This is a genomic window from Nocardioides sp. AX2bis, from assembly GCF_902506435.1.
Lineage (GTDB): Bacteria > Actinomycetota > Actinomycetes > Propionibacteriales > Nocardioidaceae > Nocardioides.
On the sequence record NZ_LR733215.1, the window covers coordinates 934,503 to 951,740 of the forward strand.

16 protein-coding genes are annotated in these 17,238 nt (G+C 75.4%); 4 read left to right on the forward strand and 12 right to left on the reverse strand.

What is annotated here, in order from left to right; all coding sequences use genetic code 11:
* Positions 1-21: 21 nt before the first annotated feature.
* The 3 genes from GV155_RS04495 to GV155_RS04505 form a co-directional block, all read right to left on the reverse strand.
* A complete protein-coding gene (locus GV155_RS04495) occupies positions 22-1,056 on the reverse strand; it encodes a threonine aldolase family protein (RefSeq protein WP_160005631.1) in 1,035 nt (344 codons plus the stop codon).
* Positions 1,053-2,402 carry a class II 3-deoxy-7-phosphoheptulonate synthase gene (locus GV155_RS04500; protein ID WP_160005633.1) on the reverse strand — a complete coding sequence of 450 codons (1,350 nt, stop codon included), beginning with the start codon at positions 2,400-2,402 and terminating at the stop codon, positions 1,053-1,055. Before GV155_RS04500 ends, GV155_RS04495 begins: the two co-directional genes overlap by 4 nt.
* A 75-nt stretch (positions 2,403-2,477) precedes the next feature.
* A complete protein-coding gene (locus GV155_RS04505; RefSeq protein ID WP_160005635.1) occupies positions 2,478-3,935 on the reverse strand; it encodes an APC family permease in 1,458 nt (485 codons plus the stop codon).
* Between the two features lie 172 nt (positions 3,936-4,107).
* On the opposite strand from GV155_RS04505, the gene GV155_RS04510 reads away from it, so the two are divergent.
* A complete protein-coding gene (locus tag GV155_RS04510; RefSeq protein ID WP_160005637.1) occupies positions 4,108-7,668 on the forward strand; it encodes an ATP-binding cassette domain-containing protein in 3,561 nt (1,186 codons plus the stop codon).
* Positions 7,669-7,740: 72 nt separating this feature from the next.
* On the opposite strand, the gene GV155_RS04515 is transcribed toward GV155_RS04510, so the two are convergent.
* From GV155_RS04515 to GV155_RS04525, 3 genes are all read right to left on the reverse strand, one after another.
* Positions 7,741-8,451, reverse strand: coding sequence for an MOSC domain-containing protein (locus GV155_RS04515; RefSeq protein WP_160005639.1), 711 nt, complete (start codon positions 8,449-8,451; stop codon positions 7,741-7,743).
* A 162-nt stretch (positions 8,452-8,613) separates the two neighbouring features.
* Positions 8,614-9,639, reverse strand: a complete 1,026-nt coding sequence (locus GV155_RS04520; protein WP_160005641.1) for an NAD-binding protein — start codon at positions 9,637-9,639, stop codon at positions 8,614-8,616.
* Between the two features lie 2 nt (positions 9,640-9,641).
* On the reverse strand, positions 9,642-10,670 hold the full coding sequence (locus tag GV155_RS04525) for a 6-phosphofructokinase (protein ID WP_160005643.1): 1,029 nt from the start codon (positions 10,668-10,670) through the stop codon (positions 9,642-9,644).
* Between the two features lie 110 nt (positions 10,671-10,780).
* Between GV155_RS04525 and GV155_RS04530 the strand changes: the two genes are divergently transcribed.
* Positions 10,781-11,596 (forward strand): DUF1028 domain-containing protein, encoded by an 816-nt coding sequence (locus tag GV155_RS04530; protein WP_160005645.1) that lies wholly within the window; start codon positions 10,781-10,783, stop codon positions 11,594-11,596.
* A complete protein-coding gene (locus tag GV155_RS04535; protein WP_160005647.1) occupies positions 11,593-12,120 on the forward strand; it encodes a hypothetical protein in 528 nt (175 codons plus the stop codon). The genes GV155_RS04530 and GV155_RS04535 overlap by 4 nt, the downstream gene beginning before the upstream one ends.
* Before the next feature lie 20 nt (positions 12,121-12,140).
* Here GV155_RS04535 and GV155_RS04540 read toward each other — a convergent pair whose 3' ends face one another.
* The 6 genes from GV155_RS04540 to GV155_RS04565 are packed head-to-tail and all read right to left on the reverse strand — an operon-like array spanning position 12,141 to position 16,727.
* The gene (locus GV155_RS04540; protein WP_160005649.1) at positions 12,141-13,058 is read right to left on the reverse strand and encodes a hypothetical protein; all 918 of its coding nucleotides are present in this window, start codon (positions 13,056-13,058) and stop codon (positions 12,141-12,143) included.
* Complete coding sequence (locus tag GV155_RS04545) at positions 13,055-13,561, reverse strand: GNAT family N-acetyltransferase (protein WP_160005651.1); 507 nt, start codon at positions 13,559-13,561, stop codon at positions 13,055-13,057. Before GV155_RS04545 ends, GV155_RS04540 begins: the two co-directional genes overlap by 4 nt.
* Positions 13,554-14,201, reverse strand: a complete 648-nt coding sequence (locus GV155_RS04550) for a response regulator (RefSeq protein WP_160010829.1) — start codon at positions 14,199-14,201, stop codon at positions 13,554-13,556. Before GV155_RS04550 ends, GV155_RS04545 begins: the two co-directional genes overlap by 8 nt.
* A gap of 44 nt (positions 14,202-14,245) precedes the next feature.
* On the reverse strand, positions 14,246-14,764 hold the full coding sequence (locus GV155_RS04555) for a flavin reductase family protein (protein WP_160005653.1): 519 nt from the start codon (positions 14,762-14,764) through the stop codon (positions 14,246-14,248).
* Entirely contained in the window at positions 14,761-15,951 is a 1,191-nt protein-coding gene (gene macS, locus GV155_RS04560; RefSeq protein WP_160005655.1) for a MacS family sensor histidine kinase, read from the reverse strand. Before macS ends, GV155_RS04555 begins: the two co-directional genes overlap by 4 nt.
* Before the next feature lie 5 nt (positions 15,952-15,956).
* A complete protein-coding gene (locus GV155_RS04565; protein WP_160005657.1) occupies positions 15,957-16,727 on the reverse strand; it encodes a lysophospholipid acyltransferase family protein in 771 nt (256 codons plus the stop codon).
* Between the two features lie 142 nt (positions 16,728-16,869).
* Here GV155_RS04565 and GV155_RS04570 point away from each other — a divergent pair.
* On the forward strand, positions 16,870-17,238 hold a 369-nt coding region (locus tag GV155_RS04570), incomplete at its 3' end, for a hypothetical protein (protein ID WP_201300053.1).

The window sequence follows — 17,238 nt, forward strand, 5'->3', positions numbered from 1 at the left end:
CCGCGAGCGTCATCTCGGCGGTCAGGTCGCGGCGAGGCGTCCCAGCACGGCGGCGGCGCGGTCGACCTGCTCGCGGGTGGCGTCGAGGTGGGTGACCAGGCGGACCGTGGTCGGGCCGACCGCGGAGACCAGGACGCCCTGCTCGCGGGCGGCGAGCACGAAGTCGGCGGCGTCGCTGCGGGGCACGACCACGATGTTGGTGTCGACCCCGGCGGGGTCCACGCCGACGGCCTCCGCGAGCAGGCGGGCGTGCTCGTGGTCCTCGGCCAGCCGCTCGACGTGGTGGTCCAGCGCGTGCAGGCCGGCGGCGGCCAGGATCCCGACCTGGCGCATCCCGCCGCCCATCCGCTTGCGCCACACCCGGGACTCGTCGACCACGGCGCGGCTGCCCACGACGAGCGAGCCGACGGGGGCGCCGAGCCCCTTGGACAGGCAGACGCTGAGGGTGTCGACCACCGCGCCGTACTCGCGCAGCGGGGTGCCGGTGGCGACGTGGGCGTTCCAGATCCGGGCGCCGTCGAGGTGCACCGCGACCCCGACGCCGGTCGCCCACTCGCGCAGGTCCTGCAGGGCGGCCAGCGGGTTGACGGTGCCGCCGGCGAAGTTGTGGGTGTTCTCGACCGCGACCGCCCCGGTCGGCACGAAGTAGGGACCCAGGTCGGGGGCGTAGAGGCTGCGGACCGCGTCGAGGTCGACCAGCCCGCGCGGGTGGGTCCAGGTGCGGGTGGTCAGCCCGGAGTAGGCCGCGTGCGCCCCGAGCTCGGCACGCACGACGTGGGAGGAGGACTCGCAGAGCAGCTCGCGCCCGATCGGGACCAGCGCGCGGACGGCGAGCACGTTGCCCATCGACCCGGTCGGCACGAACAGCGCGGCCTCGTGGCCGAAGAGGTCCGCGACCCGCTCCTCGAGGGCGAGCACCGTCGGGTCCTCGCCGTAGACGTCGTCGCCGACCTCCGCCTCGGCCATCGCCGTGCGCATCGCCCGGGTCGGGCGGGTCACGGTGTCCGAGCGCAGGTCGACCGGGCGGCCGTCCGGGGCGGCTGGGGCGTCGCTCATGCCTGGCGCAGCATCTCCGCGACGACGAAGGCCATCTCGAGGGACTGCACCCGGTTCAGGCGCGGGTCGACCACGGACTCGTAGCGGTGGGCCAGGCCGGCCTCGTCGATCTCCTCGCCCCCGCCGATGCACTCGGTGACGTCGTCGCCGGTCATCTCGACCAGGATGCCGCCGGGCCAGGTGCCCAGCGAGCGGTGCACGTCGAAGAAGCCCTGCACCTCGTCGACCACGTCGTCGAAGCGGCGGGTCTTGTAGCCGGTGCTCGACTCGAAGGTGTTGCCGTGCATCGGGTCGCAGACCCAGGCCACCTTCACGCCCTCGGCGGTGACCTTCTCGACCAGCTGCGGCAGGCCGTCGCGGATCTTGGAGGCGCCGAAGCGGGTGATGAACGTCAGCCGGCCCGGGGTGTTGTCCGGGTTGAGCTTGGCGGCCAGGTCGAGCGCGTCGTCGGCGGTGGCCGTGGGGCCGAGCTTGCAGCCGATCGGGTTGCGGATGTGGCGGAAGTACTCGACGTGGGCGCCGTCGAGCTGGCGGGTGCGCTCCCCGATCCACACGAAGTGGCCCGAGACGTTGTACGGCTGGTCGGTGCGCGAGTCGATCCGCGTCATCGCGTGCTCGTACTCCAGCAGCAGCGCCTCGTGGCTGGAGTGGAAGTCGACGCGGCGCAGCTCCTCGGGGTCGGCCCCGATCGCGCGCATGAAGGACATCGCGCGGTCGATCTCGGCCGCGACCTGCTCGTAGCGCTGCCCGGCCGCGGAGGTGCGCACGAAGTCGGTGTTCCACTCGTGGACCTGGCGCAGGTCGGCGTACCCGCCGGTGACGAACGCGCGGACCAGGTTCAGGGTGGCCGCGGAGGCGTTGTAGACGTCGAGCAGGCGCTGCGGGTCGGGGATCCGGGAGGCCTCGGTGAAGTCGAAGCCGTTGACCGCGTCACCGCGGTAGGCCGGCAGCGTGACCTGCTCGCCGTCGATCTCGCGGGTCTCGAGGTCGGAGGAGCGCGGTTTGGCGTACTGCCCGGCGAGCCGGCCGAGCTTGACCACCGGCACCGAGCCGGCGTAGGTCAGCACGACGGCCATCTGGAGCAGCACCCGCAGCTTGTTGCGGACGTTCTCGGCGGTGACGCCGTCGAAGGTCTCCGCGCAGTCGCCGCCCTGGAGCAGGAACGCCTCGCCCCGGCTCACCGCAGCCATCTTGGCGGTCAGGTCGTCGCACTCGCCGGCGAAGACCAGCGGCGGCATCCGGCGCAGCCGCGCGACGGCGGCGTCGACGGCCGCGGCGTCGGGGTAGGTCGGCTGCTGCGCGGCGCCGATGGCGTGCAGGGCCGCGAGGTCGGGGAAGCTGCTCACACGCGCCAGGGTACGCGGGTCTCGACCGGCTCCCCGACCACGATCCCCGCCGTGGACGCCCGGCGTACGCCCGGGTCAGCCGCCGAGGCTGCCCACGTCGTCGAACCGGGCGCTGCGGTCGCGGGCCCGGCGGTTCAGCAGCGCGGTGACGCCCCAGAGCACGACCCCGAGGACCAGCAGGCCGCCGCCGACGGAGTACTGGATCCAGTCCTCGCGGTCCCGCGCCCACGGGCCGACCAGGAAGGCGGAGGTGACCGCCCCGGCCCACGGGGTCCAGCGCGGGGCGTGGAAGGCGCCCGGCACGCCGGGCTCACGGCGCAGCACCAGGCAGGCGATGTTGACGACGGTGAACACCCCCAGCAGCAGCAGCGCGGTGGTGCCGGAGAGCGCCGTGATCACCGAGGTCTCGGCCAGGACGGTCACCAGCACGATGACCACGAGGGCCAGCGCGGTGGAGAAGGCGATGCCGACCCAGGGCGTACGTCGGCCCGGCAGCACCTTGCCGAGCGAGCGGGGGAGCACGTCCTGGCGGGCCATGCCGTAGAGCAGCCGGCTGGCCATCAGCATGTTGATCAGCGCGGTGTTGGCCACCGCCACCACGGTCAGGAACGGGAAGATGGTGCCGATCGGGAGGTCGGGCGCACCGAGACGGACCACGTTGAGCAGGACCTTGCCCTCCTCGCCGGCCACCCGCTCGAGGTCGCCGGCGGGCACGACCGCGATCACGGAGATCGCGACCAGGACGTAGAAGACGACCGCGATGCCGAGCCCGGTGAGCATCACCTTGGGGAAGGTGCCGTTCGGGTCGTGGGTCTCCTCGACCATGTTGACCGAGTCCTCGAAGCCGACCATCGCGAAGAACGCGATCGCGGTGGCGACGGTGACGGCGAGGAACAGCCCGCGGTCGGAGTCGGACTCGAAGGCCACCACCCGCGACATGTCGGCGTCGCCGCGCGCCATCACCGCGAAGCCGATCCCGATCACGATGACCAGGGCCAGCATCTCGATCAGCGTCAGCACGACGTTGAAGACGACCGACTCCCCCACCCCGCGCAGGTTGACCAGCGCCAGCAGGAGCATGAAGCCGAGCGCGACCGCGGTGATCGCGAGCTGGCCCTGCGGCACCGACCAGCCGACGCCGTCCAGCCCCGCGAGCAGGTTCGTGGCCAGCAGGTTGGCCGACGTCGAGGCGCTGGTGATGCCCGAGCAGATCACCGCGAAGGCGACCAGGAACGTCACGAACTGCACCCCGAACGCCTTGTGGGCGTAGAGCGCCGCACCGGCGGCCTGCGGGTGCTTGGTGACCAGCTCCAGGTAGGACAGCGCGGTCAGCGTGGCGACGCCGAAGGCGATCAGGAACGGCAGCCACACGACCCCGCCCACCTCGAGCGCCATCTCGCCGGTCACGGCGTAGATGCCGGCGCCGAGGATGTCGCCGACGATGAAGAGGAGGAGGAGCTTGGGCCCCATCACCCGCTTGAGCTCGGGCTCCTCGATGACGTGGTCCTGGGTGTCGGCTGCGGTCGAGCCCATCGGCCCCTCCTCGAGATCGGGTGCCTCACTAAAGCGCCTGGGAGGCGCTCGCGTCGACCACCGCGCCCGGCCAGTCGCGCCCGTTCCGTGGACCGGTCCGGGCGCAGGTCCGGGCGCGGGGCGAAAAGCAGGTGAGCGCTGTCGGTGCGGTGGCGTAGCGTCCGTCCACGCCATGACCACCACGCGCGACGCCCCCGACCGCCTCGACGAGGGCACCCCCGTGCAGGCCGTCGACCGACCCGAGCGGCGCCTCGACCTCGCCCGGTTGAGGGGGGCCGCCAGCGTGCTCGCGGTCGGCGTCGCGGCCGTCGCCGCCCTCGGCCAGGCGCTCGGCACGGTCGTCGCGGGGCAGGTCGCCGAGAGCCCGTCCGGGCTGCTCGTGGGCGCCCTGGCGCTGTGCCTGGTCGGCGGGGCGCTGCTGGACACGGTCGGCCGCACGGTCTGGGCGGCCGTCGTCGACCGTGCCGAGGGCCGGCTGCGCGCCGACCTCCTGGCCGCCGCCCTGCTCCAGCCGCTGGAGGTGCTCTCGGACCAGGCGGTCGGCGAGGTCCTGGACCGGGTCGACGACGACACCTACGAGGTCGGCTCGCTGCTGCGCCAGTCCGCCTGGGACGCCCTGCGCACCGCCCTGGTCACCGTGCCGATGTGGGTGGTGGCCGGACTGACCTGGTGGCCGGCGTGGATCCTGTTCCCCCTCTTCACCGTCGCCGCGCTGGCGCTCGTACGCCCGCTGCTCGGCGAGGTGGCGCGCCGCAAGGTCCTCGAGGAGATGGCCTGGACCGACCACGCCGCGGTGATGGAGGAGGGCATCGCCGGTCGCGACGACCTCCGCACCAGCCTCGGCCAGCCGTTCCTGATGCGCCGCTCCGCCGAGCTGACCGCGCTGGTGCACCGCCGCTTCGACGACGTGCTGCGGCTCGAGACCCAGATGACGCGCCGCACCGGCGTGCTGCTGCACGCCCTGCTGGCCGGCATCGCGGTGGCCGGGGTCGCGCTGGCCACCGCCGACCGGCTCTCGGTGGGCGAGCTGGTCACCCTGTTCCTGGTCACCTCCACCTTCGTCGGCCAGATCGACCAGCTGGCCCGGCACCTGCCCGACCTCCAGGCCGGCCTGGGCGCGGTGATCCGGCTGCGCCAGCTGCTGGCCGCGCCCGAGGAGCCGGTCGGCGGGCGGGACCTGCCCGACGGCGCCCTGGACCTCGAGCTGCGCGGGCTGTCGTACTCCTACCCCGGCGCCGGCGGCCCGGTCCTCAGCGACGTCCGGGTCTCCCTGCCGGCCGGGCGCACCTGCGCGCTGGTCGGCCGCACCGGCTCGGGCAAGTCGACCCTGGTCTCCCTGGTCTCCCGCGCCGCCGACCCGCCCCCGGGCACCGTGCTCCTCGGCGGCCGCGACGTGCTCGATGTCGACCTGCAGCACCTGCGCCGCGCGGTCGGCGTGGTCAGCCAGCGCACCGAGATCCTGGCCGGCACGCTGGCCGAGAACGTCGCGCTCTTCGGCGAGGTCCCCCGCGCCCGGGTCGAGGCCGCCGTCGTCGAGCTGGGGCTGGAGGACTGGGTGGCCGGTCTCCCGGCCGGCCTGGACACCCCGCTCGGGCCCGGCGGCACGACCCTGTCGGCGGGCGAGGAGCAGCTGGTCGCCTTCGCCCGGCTGCTGGTGCGCGACGTCAGCGTCGTGGTGCTCGACGAGGCCACCGCCCGGATGGACCCCCACACCGAGGCCCAGGTCGTGCGCGCCGCCGACCGGCTGCTGGCCGGGCGTACCGGCCTGCTCGTGGCGCACCGGCTCGCGACGATCCAGCGCGCGGACCACGTGGTGGTGCTCGAGTCCGGCCGGGTGGTGCAGCAGGGGCCGCGGACGGTGCTGGCCGGTGAGGACGGCGCGCTGCGGCGGCTGATGCAGGCCGCCGCCACCCCGACCGACCCCGCCCCGAGCACCCTCGACGAGCCCGACGAGCCGGCGGCCCCGGTCCCGGCGGCCGCGATCGGCGGCGTCCGGCGTACCGGTCCCCCGCCCCCGCTGCGCGACCCCGGCCACGGGCCGAGCCTGTCGCGCACCGTCGTGCGCGCACTGTCGATCCACCCGACCTGGGGCCTGTTCCCCGCCGGGCTGTTCCTGCTGACCTCGCTGGTCGGTTCCTTCGGGGCGCTGACCGGCCTGGCGTGGGGCCAGCTGGTCCAGGGTCTGCAGGAGGGTCGCGACACCGGCACCACCACCGTCGCGCTGGCGGTGGCGGTGGTCCTGTCGCTGATGGCAGCGCCGCTGCTGCTGGCCTCGGCGATCCGGCGCTACCCGCGCTGGTGGGTCGCGGTGATGCTGCGGGTGCGCCAGTCCGTGCTGGTGGCCCAGACCCGTCAGCACCGGCTGCGCCGCACCCCGCCCGGCGAGGCCGTGGCCCGGGCCATGGACGCCGACCGGCTGGCCCGCTACGCCGACCGCTGGGTCGACGTGCTGAACGGGCTCGGCGTCGTCGTGGTCACCACGCTGCTCAGCGGGAGCCTGCTCGCGGGTGGCGTGCTGATGACGGTGATGGGCGTCTCGGCGGCCGCCTCCGCACTGGGCTCCCCCGTCGCCGGCCGCTCGGCCGCCGCGGCGTCGACGTCGCGCGCCGACTTCGGCCGGTCCCTGGTCTCGGCGCTGGAGTCCGCGCGCACCGTCAAGCTCGCCGCCGCCACCCCGGCCGTGCACGCCCACCTGCTGCGGGTCGACGGCGGCCGGGTCGACGCCGCCGTCAAGGAGCACCGGGTCCAGGCGCTGCTGGCCGGCGTGCCGGTGCTGATGGTGCAGGCCGGGGTCGTCGCCGCCTGGGCCGTGCTGCTGCTCGGCGGGTGGGAGCTCGCCACGGCCCTGCTCGTGGCCGGTGCCGTCACCGGCTTCGACTGGTTCGGCCGGGTCGCGGGAGCCGTGATCACCGAGGCGCCGGGCGTGCGCGCCTGGGCCCGCGCGACCTCCCGCCTGGCCGGCGGCGACGAGATGATGCTCGTGCCGGACGGCATCGACCTGGTCTCCGGCGCCGCCCCCGCCCCGGACCTCGCCGGTGAGCCGGTCCGCCTGCGCGAGCTGCGGGTCAGCGACCTCGGCGCGATCCACGACGACGGCACGATCGGCGTCTCCGGCGTCGACCTGCACGTCGGGCCGGGCGAGCTGGTCCTGCTGCTGGGCCAGGTCGGCTCCGGCAAGTCGAGCCTGCTCTCGGCCCTGGCCGGCCTGGTCGAGCACACCGGCAGCATCCGGTGGAACGGCCACGAGGTGGAGGACGCCGAGACCTTCCTGCGCCCCGGCCAGGTCGCCCACGTCGCCCAGGTGCCGCGGGTGCTCTCGGGGACCTTCGCCGACAACGTCGCCCTCGACCACGCCGACCGGTCGCTGCACCCCGCCGTCGACGACGCGCGGCTGGGCCGCGACCTCGACGAGGCCGGCGGGCCGGACGCCGTCGTCGGCCACCGCGGCGTACGCCTGTCCGGCGGGCAGGTGCAGCGCCTGGCGCTGGCCCGGGCGCTGGCGGCCGAGACCGAGCTGCTGCTCGCCGACGACGTCTCGAGCGCCCTCGACGCCACCACCGAGGTGGAGCTGTGGGCGGCGCTGCGTGCCCGCGGCACCGCCGTGCTCGGCTCGACCTCGAAGTGGGCCGCCCTCACCCAGGCCGACCGGGTCGTGGTGCTGGTCGACGGCGAGGTCGCCGCGACCGGCCCGTGGAGCGACCTGGCCCCGTCCTGGGGCCACCTGGCCGGCTGACGCCCGGGACGTCATACGGGTGGCGGCGTGGTCACCACCCGCTCCGTATGACGTCCCGCGGCCGGGCTGGGCCTAGGTGGTCGTCAGCTCGTCGCCGACCCGCACCGTGCCCGGGACGCTGACCGAGCCTCCGACCGCGAGGGTGCCGCCGCGCTCCCGGTGGATGCGGCGCAGCACCTCGCGGTCGACGTCGATGCCGTCGGGCTGGGCGCGGGTGACCATCACGCACCGCGGGACCGGGGTGGTCACCTCGACGGTGGCGGCGCCGATCCGTACCGACCGCCCGACCAGGTCGTCCTCGCCGGGCTCGTCGACCACGACGTTGGCGCGGAACCGGCGCAGGGGCTCCCCGGCCGCGCTGGCGGTGGACAGCACGGTGACCGTCGCGCCCGCAGAGTCGTGGAACGCGCCACCGGCGCCGGTGAACGGGCCCCACGACGCCTCGGCCTCGGTCTCGGTGTCGTCGGGGTTCTCGTAGCGCCGCTCCTGGACCTCCTCGAGCGAGCGCAGCGCGACCGGGCGCCCCAGCCACGCCGACAGCGCGGCGTCGTCGGCCGCGACCGTGCCGTCGGGCAGGACGATCTCGACGCCGCCGGCCGTCGTACGGGCCGAGGCGAACAGCATCCGCGGCTCCCTCCGGGCGGTCAGCCCGAACCCGGTCCCGAGGTCGAAGATCGCGTACCGGCGGTCCCCCTCGATGCCCAGGTCGCCGAACGACGCCTGGTCGAGCCGCTCGCCCTGGAGGGACTTCACCGGGAACCGCCACAGCTCCGTGACCCGCATGTCGCTCCCCTCGTCCCGGTCGACCTGGCCGGACCCGCACGCTAGCAACGCCCGCGCGGTGCGTGAGCCGCCCGATCGGACAGGTCACGACCGCGGGCGCGCCCAGGACGTCATACGGACGGAGGAGACATCACCACCGTACGTATGACATCCCGCGGCCGCTCACCCGACCGCGGACGTGATCTCGTCGGCGGTCAGCCGCCGCTCCCCGACGTAGTAGAGGACCGCGTCGCGCGACAGGGTCGACTCCCAGCGCGGGTCGACGAGCGCCCCGCCGCGGCGCACCGCGATCACCGTGGCGCCGTGGGTGCGCCCGAGGCCTTCCTGCACCCGACCGAACGACACCTCGCCCAGCGCCACCGGCAGCGGCGCGCTGTAGGTGTTGCGGCCCCCGTAGGTCATCAGGTCGGCGTAGACCTGGGAGATGCCCGGGTCCTCGAGCTCCTCGGTGACCAGCCGCGGCGAGTGCCACTGCACGCAGCTCACGTCCGGGTCGACGTACGACAGGTTGCGGGCCGCCGACATGTCCCGCAGCGTCACCACGGCGTGCACGTCCGGGTTGACGTGCATCGCCGCGACCGTGAGCGCGAGCGCCTCGTTGTCGTCGCGGGCGTCGACGAGGAGCCGGGCGGCCCGCTGCACCCCGGCGCGGCGCAGCACGTCCTCGTCGGTGAGGTCGCCCCGGACGAACACCACCTCGCCGCGCTCGGGCATCGGGTTCTCGGGCACGTCCTCCCAGGCGCACAGCACGACCTGGGTACGTCCCTCCGCGGTGTACTCGTCGACGAGCCGTTCGGTGCGACCGGGGGTGTACCCGATGATCACCAGGTGCCCGGACACGTCGGTGTCCGCCAGACCCTTCATGCGTCGTCCCTTCGTCTTTTCGAGGGCCACCGAGACCCGGGTGAACAAGGTGGTCAGCGTGACGATCCCGCCGAGGATGACGTACGCCCCGACCACGTGGCCGGCCGCCGAGACCGGGAAGTGGTCCCCGTACCCGACGGTGGCCGCGGTCACCACGAAGTACCACCAGTAGTTCCCGGGCGCCGTGATGGTGTTGCTGGCCGGTTCCGCGAGCACCATGAGCGGCCAGCTGGTGAGGAACACGACGGAGATGATGAGGGCGGGCAGGGCCCACGCCCGGGTCTGTCCGAGTCGCCGCAGCGCCCGTGAGAGCAGCAGTGTCATGGTCAGCCGAAGAAGACCTCGGCCTCGGCGTACTCCGCCGGGCTGACCAGCTTCAGCTCGGCGGTGCCCTCGCTCAGCGGTACCCGCACGATCCGGGTGCCGCGCAGCGCCATCATCGTGCCGAAGTCGCCGTCGGCGACCGCGTCGGCGGCCTGGAGGCCGAAGCGGGTGGCCAGCCAGCGGTCGAAGGCGGTGGGGGTGCCCCCGCGCTGCACGTGGCCGAGCACGACCGCGCGGGCCTCCTTGCCCGTGCGGTGCTCGATCTCGGAGGCGAGGCGGTCGCCGATGCCGCCGAGGCGGACGTGGCCGAAGGCGTCCTTCTCCCCCGACGACAGGGTCATGTCGCCGCCCTCGACGGGCACGGCGCCCTCGGAGACGACGACGATCGGGGCGTACTCGCTCTCGAAGCGGGTCTCGACGTGCGCGCAGACCGCCTCGATGTCGAAGGGCTGCTCGGGGATCAGCACGGCGCTGGCCCCGCCCGCGAGGCCGGCGTGCAGCGCGATCCAGCCGGCGTGGCGGCCCATCACCTCGACGACGAGCACCCGGTGGTGGCTCTCGGCGGTGGTGTGGAGACGGTCGATGGCGTCGGTGGCGATGTTGACGGCCGTGTCGAAGCCGAAGGTGAAGTCGGTGCCGGACAGGTCGTTGTCGATGGTCTTGGGCACCCCGACCACCTTGACCCCGGCCTCGGCCAGCGTGGTGGCCACCCCGAGGGTGTCCTCGCCGCCGATCGCGACCAGGGCGTCGACGCCGGCCGCGGCGAGGTTCTCCTTGATCCTCTCCACGCCGCCGTCGACGGCGAACGGGTTGGTCCGCGAGGACCCCAGGATCGTGCCGCCGCGCGGGAGGATGCCACGGCACTGCTCGATGCCGAGCTCCATGGTCACGCCCTCGAGCGGGCCGCGCCAGCCGTCGCGGAAGCCGACGAAGGTGAAGCCGTGGTCGCGCACGCCGCGACGGACGACGGCGCGGATGACCGCGTTGAGGCCGGGGCAGTCCCCGCCCCCGGTGAGCACTCCGACGCGCATGGACGGTCCTCCTTGGTTCCTCCGGACGAGACGGGCCGACCCTACTGTGACCCGGCCCACGGCCGACGCCCGTCCAGGAGCGGGCCCGGGCACCCGCCTAGGCTCGGGGCATGACCTTCTCCATCGTGGCCCGCTCCGAGGACGGCGACTCCTGGGGCGTCGCCGTCGCCTCCAAGTTCCTCGCCGTCGGCGCGGTCGTCCCGGCCGCGGTCGCCGACGTCGGTGCGCTGGCCACGCAGGCCGACGCCAACGTGGCCTACAAGGGCCTCGCGCTGTCCCACCTCGACGACGGCGCGACCGCGTCCGTCGCCCTGCAGCGGCTGCTCGAGGAGGACCCGGGCCGCGCGGACCGCCAGGTCGGCATCGTCGACGTCGACGGCGGAGCGGCCTCGCACACCGGTGAGGACTGCATCCCGTGGGCCGGGGGCCGCACCGGCGACGGGTACGCCGTCCAGGGCAACTGCCTGACCGGGCCCGAGGTCGTCGACGCGCTCGAGACCGCCTGGCTGGCCTCGGACCCCACCGCCCCCCTCGGGCAGCGGCTGCTCGACGCGCTGGCCGCGGCCGACGAGGCCGGCGGCGACAAGCGCGGGCGCCAGTCCGCGGCGCTGCTGGTGGTCCGCGACGGGGCGGGGTACGCCGGCGGCGACGACGTCGACGTGGACCTGCGGGTCGACGACCACGCGGCCCCGGTGCCCGAGCTGGCCCGGCTGCTCGACCTGAACACGCTCTACCTGACCGCCTCGACCGAGGAGGAGAAGGTACCGGTCGACGACGCGGTGCGCGCCGAGCTCGAGGCCCACGCGGCCGCGGCCGGGCACCCCGACGTGGCGACCTGGGTCGGTACCGAGAACTACGAGATGCGGGTCGCCGACGACCTGACCTGGGTCGACCGTCGGATCCTGGCCGTGGTCCGCGGGGGATGACCCGCCTGGTCTGGGACGTCGACGCGCTGCTGGCCACGCTCGACGGCGCGACCCGACCCCAGGCCCTCTGGGACGCCGCCCTCGCGGCGCTGTCCGCCGCCGGGGGGTCCGCCGCCGGGGGGCCCGGCGAGCCGTCCGGGGTGACCGAGGTGGCCGTGGTCGACGCCCCCACGGGTGCGGTGCTCTGGGACGCCGAGACCCTGGGCGTCCCGCGCCCGCTCGACCCCGGGGGCAGCCTCGTGTCGCTGCTGGCCGACGTCGCCGACACCGACCCGCGGACCTGGGCCGGCGTCCTCGAGGGGCGGTACGCCGCCGGCAGCCTCGGCTCGTACCTCGTCGCGCGGGCGACCCGGGGGCTGGAGCACGTCGGCCTCGCCGGTGCGGTGCCGGACCTCGCCGCTCTCCCGGCCGGCGCTCCCGACGACGTGCTCCCCGAGGTCCTGCCGCCCGGCCCGGTCGGCACCACCGACCCGGCCTGCTGCGCCGGGCTACGGGTCCCGCTGCTGCTGCTGCTACCGGCCTGATCCGTCGCGGCGGCCCCGGGTCACTCCTCGTCGAGCGCGGCGCGGACGGCCTGCGCGGCGTCGCGGTCCGCGGTCGCGGTCCCGGTCACCCGGGAGGCCTCCGCGGCGGCCTCCTCGGCGTCGGCCAGCTCGTCCTCGGCCTCCTCGGCGGCCGTCTCGGTCGCAGCGACCCGGCGGCGCAGCTCCTCGAGCTCGGACTGCAGCTGCAGGCCGCGCGCCTCCAGCTGGGCGACCTCCTCCCGCGCGGCGGTCTCCTCCTCGGTGGCGGCGGCCAGCTGCTCCTCGGCCTCGGCCAGGGCCTCGTCGGCGGCTGCGACCGCCTTGAGGTGGGCGTCCGGGTCGGGCACGACGTGCAGCCCGTGCCGTCCGTCCGCACCGGCGTCCTCGTCCTCGACCCCCTCGGTCTCGCGGGCGGAGGCGGCGAACCCGAGCGCCTCGGGGGCGGCGAGCGCCGCGGCGACGTCGGTCGACCCGACCCCGGTCGAGGCCAGCGGCGTCACGAGCAGCCCGCTGCGGACCCCGGCCGCGCAGTCGGCGTCGACCATGGCCGCGGTCAGCGTCGCCTCGACCTGGTCGGCCACCGGCCCGGTCACCTTCACCCCCAGGCCCCGGGCGACGGCGCGGGCCCGGGTCGTGACCGCGGCGGTGACCTGGCGGCGCTGCCGGGTCAGCGCGCGCAGCTCGTCGGCCGACATCGAGCGCTGCGCCTCGCGCAGGGCGTCGCCGACGGCGAGCAGCTGGTCGACCTGCTCGGTCTCGCCGCGCACCAGCTGGTTGACCACCCAGGCCGCCGTGGCCGGCTTGCGCAGCGCCTTGACCGCCGCGGACAGCGCACGGTCCTCCGTGCGCAGCTCGCGGGCGCGGGCGTCGCGGGTCGGGGTGAAGTCGCCCAGGGGCAGGCCGTAGAGCCGGTCGGCGACCTCGAGCAGCGTGGTCACGCCCCGGATCCTGCCAGGACGAGCTCGACCTCGACCGGGTGCGGCGCGTAGACGGCCTCGCGCTCGGTGCCGGTGGGCCGCCAGCCGCGGCGCGCGTACAGCCCGAGCGCCCGCTCGTTGCGACGCAGGCACCAGAGCCGGGGCACACCCCCGCCCGCCCGGACCCCGGCGACGGCGCGGTCCAGCAGCGCCGAGCCGAGCCCGGCCCCCCAGGCCTCGGGCCGGACCGCGACCTGACGCACCCAGGTGTCGTCGTGGGCGACGAACCCGACCGGCTCGCCCCGGTCGCCGTCGGCCACCCACGCGACGACGGCGGGCTCGCGCAGCGCGGCGACCCAGCGCTGCTCGACCGCCTCGTCCGGGAACGGGTGCTCCGCCGGCGGGAAGACGTGCGCCAGCGCCACCAGGTTCGCCGCCCGCTCCAGGTCCCGCAGGAGCGGGGCGTCGTCCGGCCCGGCCCGGCGCAGCCGCACCCTCCCCCGATCCGGGCCGGGCTCAGGCACGCGGGTCGTCCGGCTCGCCGTCCAGGCCCTGCTCGATCGCCCACCGGGTCAGCTCGACCCGGTTGTGCAGCTGGAGCTTGCGCAGCGTGTTCTGGACGTGGTTCTGCACCGTGCGGTGGGACAGGACCAGCCGGTCGGCGATCTGCCGGGCCGACAGCCCGGTGGCCACCATCCGCAGCACCTCGGTCTCGCGCTCGGTCAGCTGCGGGCGCTCGGGTCCGGCCGCGGGCTCCGAGAGCCGGCGGTACTCCCCCAGCACCAGCCCGGCCAGCCCGGCGGTGAAGACGGCCTCGCCGCGGGCGACCCGGCGTACGGCGTCGACGAGCTCCTCCCGCGAGGCCGACTTGACCAGGTAGCCGGTGGCGCCTGCCTTGACCGCCGCGAGCACGTCGTCCTGCTCGCCGGAGGCCGACAGGATGAGCACCCGCGCCGACGGGTCGTGGGCGAGGACCTGCCCGGTCACCTCGACCCCGGACGGCGGCGGGATCTGCAGGTCGAGCACGACCACCTGCGGACGGGCCGCGGGGAAGCGGGCGACCGCCTCGGCGCCGGTCGCCGCGACGGCGACGACGGTGAAACCGGCCGCGGCCAGGTCCCGCTCGACGGCGTCGCGCCACATCGGGTGGTCGTCGACCACCATCACCCGCAGGGCCTCTCCCGGCACCTGCAGCGTCTCCTGTGCGGTCACGACGTCTCCCCCTCCACGCGGCGGTAGCGGCCGCGGTGGTGCAGCAGCGGCGCCGGGTCGGCGTCCCCGGCCCCGACCTCCTCGACGACCAGCCGCAGCTGGCGCGACCACCCGACCTCGTCGGTCGACTCCAGGCGGAGCCCGGCCCAGGTGCGGTCGCCGGTCAGCCGCGGACCCCAGGCGGTGTCCTCGAACGGCGCTTGGCGGAACAGGCCGCCCGGTGCCGGGGCGGCCCCGGCGAAGGCCTCCGCGAGGTCGCGGTCGGCCCAGCCGAGCAGCTGGAGGACGGCCGTCCCGACCTCGGCGACGGTGTCGGCGAGGTCGGAGTCGGGGTCGACCAGGGCGAGCACCCGGGCCGGTTCACCGTGCGCGACGACCACCGAGGTGACGGTCAGCCCGGCCCGGTCGACGCCCGCGCCACTGGTCAGCAGGGTCACCCCGGAGGCCAGCCGGCCGCGCAGCCGACGTACGGGGTCGGGGTCGGCGGCGAAGGGGTGGGTGGTGTGGATGGTCACGGGTGCTCCCGGGGTACGGCGAGGCGCCACGTCGTGCCGTGGCGTCCGGTGTCCAGGGTGGCGGTGCCCCCCAGGTCGGCCACCCTGCCGCACACCGACTCACGCACCCCGAGGCGGCCCTGCGCGGCGGCGTCGTCGAGGCGCCCCTCGGGGATGCCGGGGCCCTCGTCCCGGACGGACACCGCGACCTCCGCACCGAGGTCCTCCAGCAGCACCCAGGCCCGGGCGTCGTCACCGACGTGGCGGGCGACGTTGTCGAGGCAGGCGACCACGGCCGCGACCAGCTCGTGGGCGGTCACCGGCGGGGCGGGGACGGAGCCACCCGGCAGGACCACCTCGACCCCCGGTCGCGCGCCGAGCGAGGCCAGCAGCGCGGCCACGTCGACCGGCTCCCCCGGGGCGAGGACCGCGCCGTCCGGGCCGTACGGGCCCTGCGCGCCGTCGGCTCCGGGTGGGGCCCCGGCCGCGACGGCGTCCTGCGCCCGGATCAGCCGACGCAGCCCGCGCTCCTGCTCCCCGGCCAGCCGACCCAGGTCCGCGGCGTGCGGGCCCAGCTCGCCGGCGCGGCGCTGGACCAGGGCCAGCACCTGCAACGTCCCGTCGTGGACCGCGCGCGCCAGGCGGGCGCGCTCCGCCGCCGTCGCCGCCGACCGCTCGGCCCGGTCACGCTCGTCGGCCATCTGCTGCAACGAGCCGGTGAGGTAGCCGACGACGGGTCCGCCGACGACGAGCAGGAACGCGTTGCCGTAGACGGTCAGGGTCACGTCCGGACGCAGGGCCAGGTCGACCCCGGCCAGCACGACCCCGGCGACCAGCCCGCCCGCGGTGCGCAGGTGGATCGCCCAGGCGAACAGCACGGCCATGATCCAGAACCCGGGCACGGTGGCGACGAAGTCGGGGCCCTTGGCCCACGGCCCGGCCAGCAGGACCCCGAGGGCGACCGCCAGGTCCACGCCCAGCAGGACCGGTCCCCGGCGGGCCGGGGAGGCGTACCCCCAGGTCGCCACGCCCGTCCACGCCGTCATCAGCACCAGGCAGGCGATCACCCCGGCGGGCCGCTCGGCCCCGTCGAGGGTCCACAGCCCGACGCCCCAGGCGTTGAGCAGCACCACCAGCCGCAGGCCGGCCAGCGCCCGCAGCAGCCGACCCTCGACCGCGAGGGACCCGGCGGCCCGGGACACGGCCATCGGCGTCAGGACGCCTTGCGCTGCTCGGCGGTGGCGCTGGAGGAGCCGGCGGCGCGCTCCTTGGCCCGGGCCTGCTCCTTCGCGAGCTCCTTGGCCTGCTCCTTGGCGAGTTCCTTGGCGCGGGTGGCGTACTGGTCGACGTACTCCTGCCCGGACAGACGCATGATCTCGTACATGATCTCGTCGGTGATCGAGCGGAGGATGTAGCGGTCGTTCTCCATCCCGGCGTAGCGGGAGAAGTCCAGCGGGGCGCCGAAGCGGACCACCGGGCGGGTGATCGAGCCGAACTTCTTGCCCGGGGGCGCGACCGTGTCGGTGCCGACGACGGCGACCGGGATCACCGGCACGCCGGCCTCGAGCGTCAGGCGTGCGACGCCGGTCTTGCCGCGGTAGAGCCGGCCGTCGTGCGAGCGGGTGCCCTCGGGGTAGATCCCGAACAGCTCACCGCGGTCGAGCACGGCCTTGGCCGACATCATCGCGCCCTCCGCGGCGTCACGGCCGGCCCGGTCGATCGGGATCTGACCGGAGCCGGAGAAGAAGGTCTTCTTCAGCCGGCCCTTGATCCCCCGGCCGGTGAAGTACTCCGCCTTCGCCACGAAGCTGACCCGCCGCGGCAGGGCGTTCGGCATGAAGAGCCAGTCGGCGTACGACAGGTGGTTGCTCGCCAGGATCGCCGCGCCCTCGGTCGGCACGTGCTCCAGGCCGTGGGCCTGCGGTCGGAAGACGATGCGGAGCAGCGGCCCGATCGCGATCCACTTCAGGAACCAGTAGAACAAGCCGACACCTCTCCCTCGTCTGCGCGGCGTCGGCCCGGTCCGGCGTCCAGCGGGGTCACCCTAGTGCCTGGACGGCCCCGGGGGCACCGGTGCGGAACGGACACCGGCGTCGCGATGCCCCGGGGTCGCGTAGCCTCGCCACGTGGCTGGCGGCACGAGGGACCCCGGACCGGCTCCGGAGGAGCCCACCGACGCGAACGACCCGGTGGACGGTTCGGTCGACGGCTCCGGCGACGGCTCCGGCGACGGGCCCGCCGTGCCCGGACGCCCCGCCGACGACGACGCAGCGTGGGCCGCGATCGTGGCCAACTTCGGCGACCGCGCCACGCTCGAGGAGCCCGGACCGACCCGGCCCGAGGGGTCCGAGCAGCACCCCGCGGGCACCGACCCGGCCCGGTTGCGCCGTCTGTTCGAGCCGTTCGACCGGCCGGCGCCCCGCGCCGGTGAGGGCCGCGACCCGCAGACCCGCGCCGACGACCCGGACGCCGACCTGGGCAAGGCCCCGGACGCC

Coding starts and splice junctions, on each gene's coding strand:
- GV155_RS04495 (WP_160005631.1), bottom strand. CDS start 1,056: ATGAGCGACGCCCCAGCCGCCCCGGACGGCCGCCCGGTCGACCTGCGC.
- GV155_RS04505 (WP_160005635.1), bottom strand. CDS start 3,935: ATGGGCTCGACCGCAGCCGACACCCAGGACCACGTCATCGAGGAGCCC.
- GV155_RS04510 (WP_160005637.1), top strand. CDS start 4,108: ATGACCACCACGCGCGACGCCCCCGACCGCCTCGACGAGGGCACCCCC.
- GV155_RS04515 (WP_160005639.1), bottom strand. CDS start 8,451: ATGCGGGTCACGGAGCTGTGGCGGTTCCCGGTGAAGTCCCTCCAGGGC.
- GV155_RS04520 (WP_160005641.1), bottom strand. CDS start 9,639: ATGACACTGCTGCTCTCACGGGCGCTGCGGCGACTCGGACAGACCCGG.
- GV155_RS04525 (WP_160005643.1), bottom strand. CDS start 10,670: ATGCGCGTCGGAGTGCTCACCGGGGGCGGGGACTGCCCCGGCCTCAAC.
- GV155_RS04530 (WP_160005645.1), top strand. CDS start 10,781: ATGACCTTCTCCATCGTGGCCCGCTCCGAGGACGGCGACTCCTGGGGC.
- GV155_RS04535 (WP_160005647.1), top strand. CDS start 11,593: ATGACCCGCCTGGTCTGGGACGTCGACGCGCTGCTGGCCACGCTCGAC.
- GV155_RS04550 (WP_160010829.1), bottom strand. CDS start 14,201: ATGGTGGTCGACGACCACCCGATGTGGCGCGACGCCGTCGAGCGGGAC.
- macS (WP_160005655.1), bottom strand. CDS start 15,951: ATGGCCGTGTCCCGGGCCGCCGGGTCCCTCGCGGTCGAGGGTCGGCTG.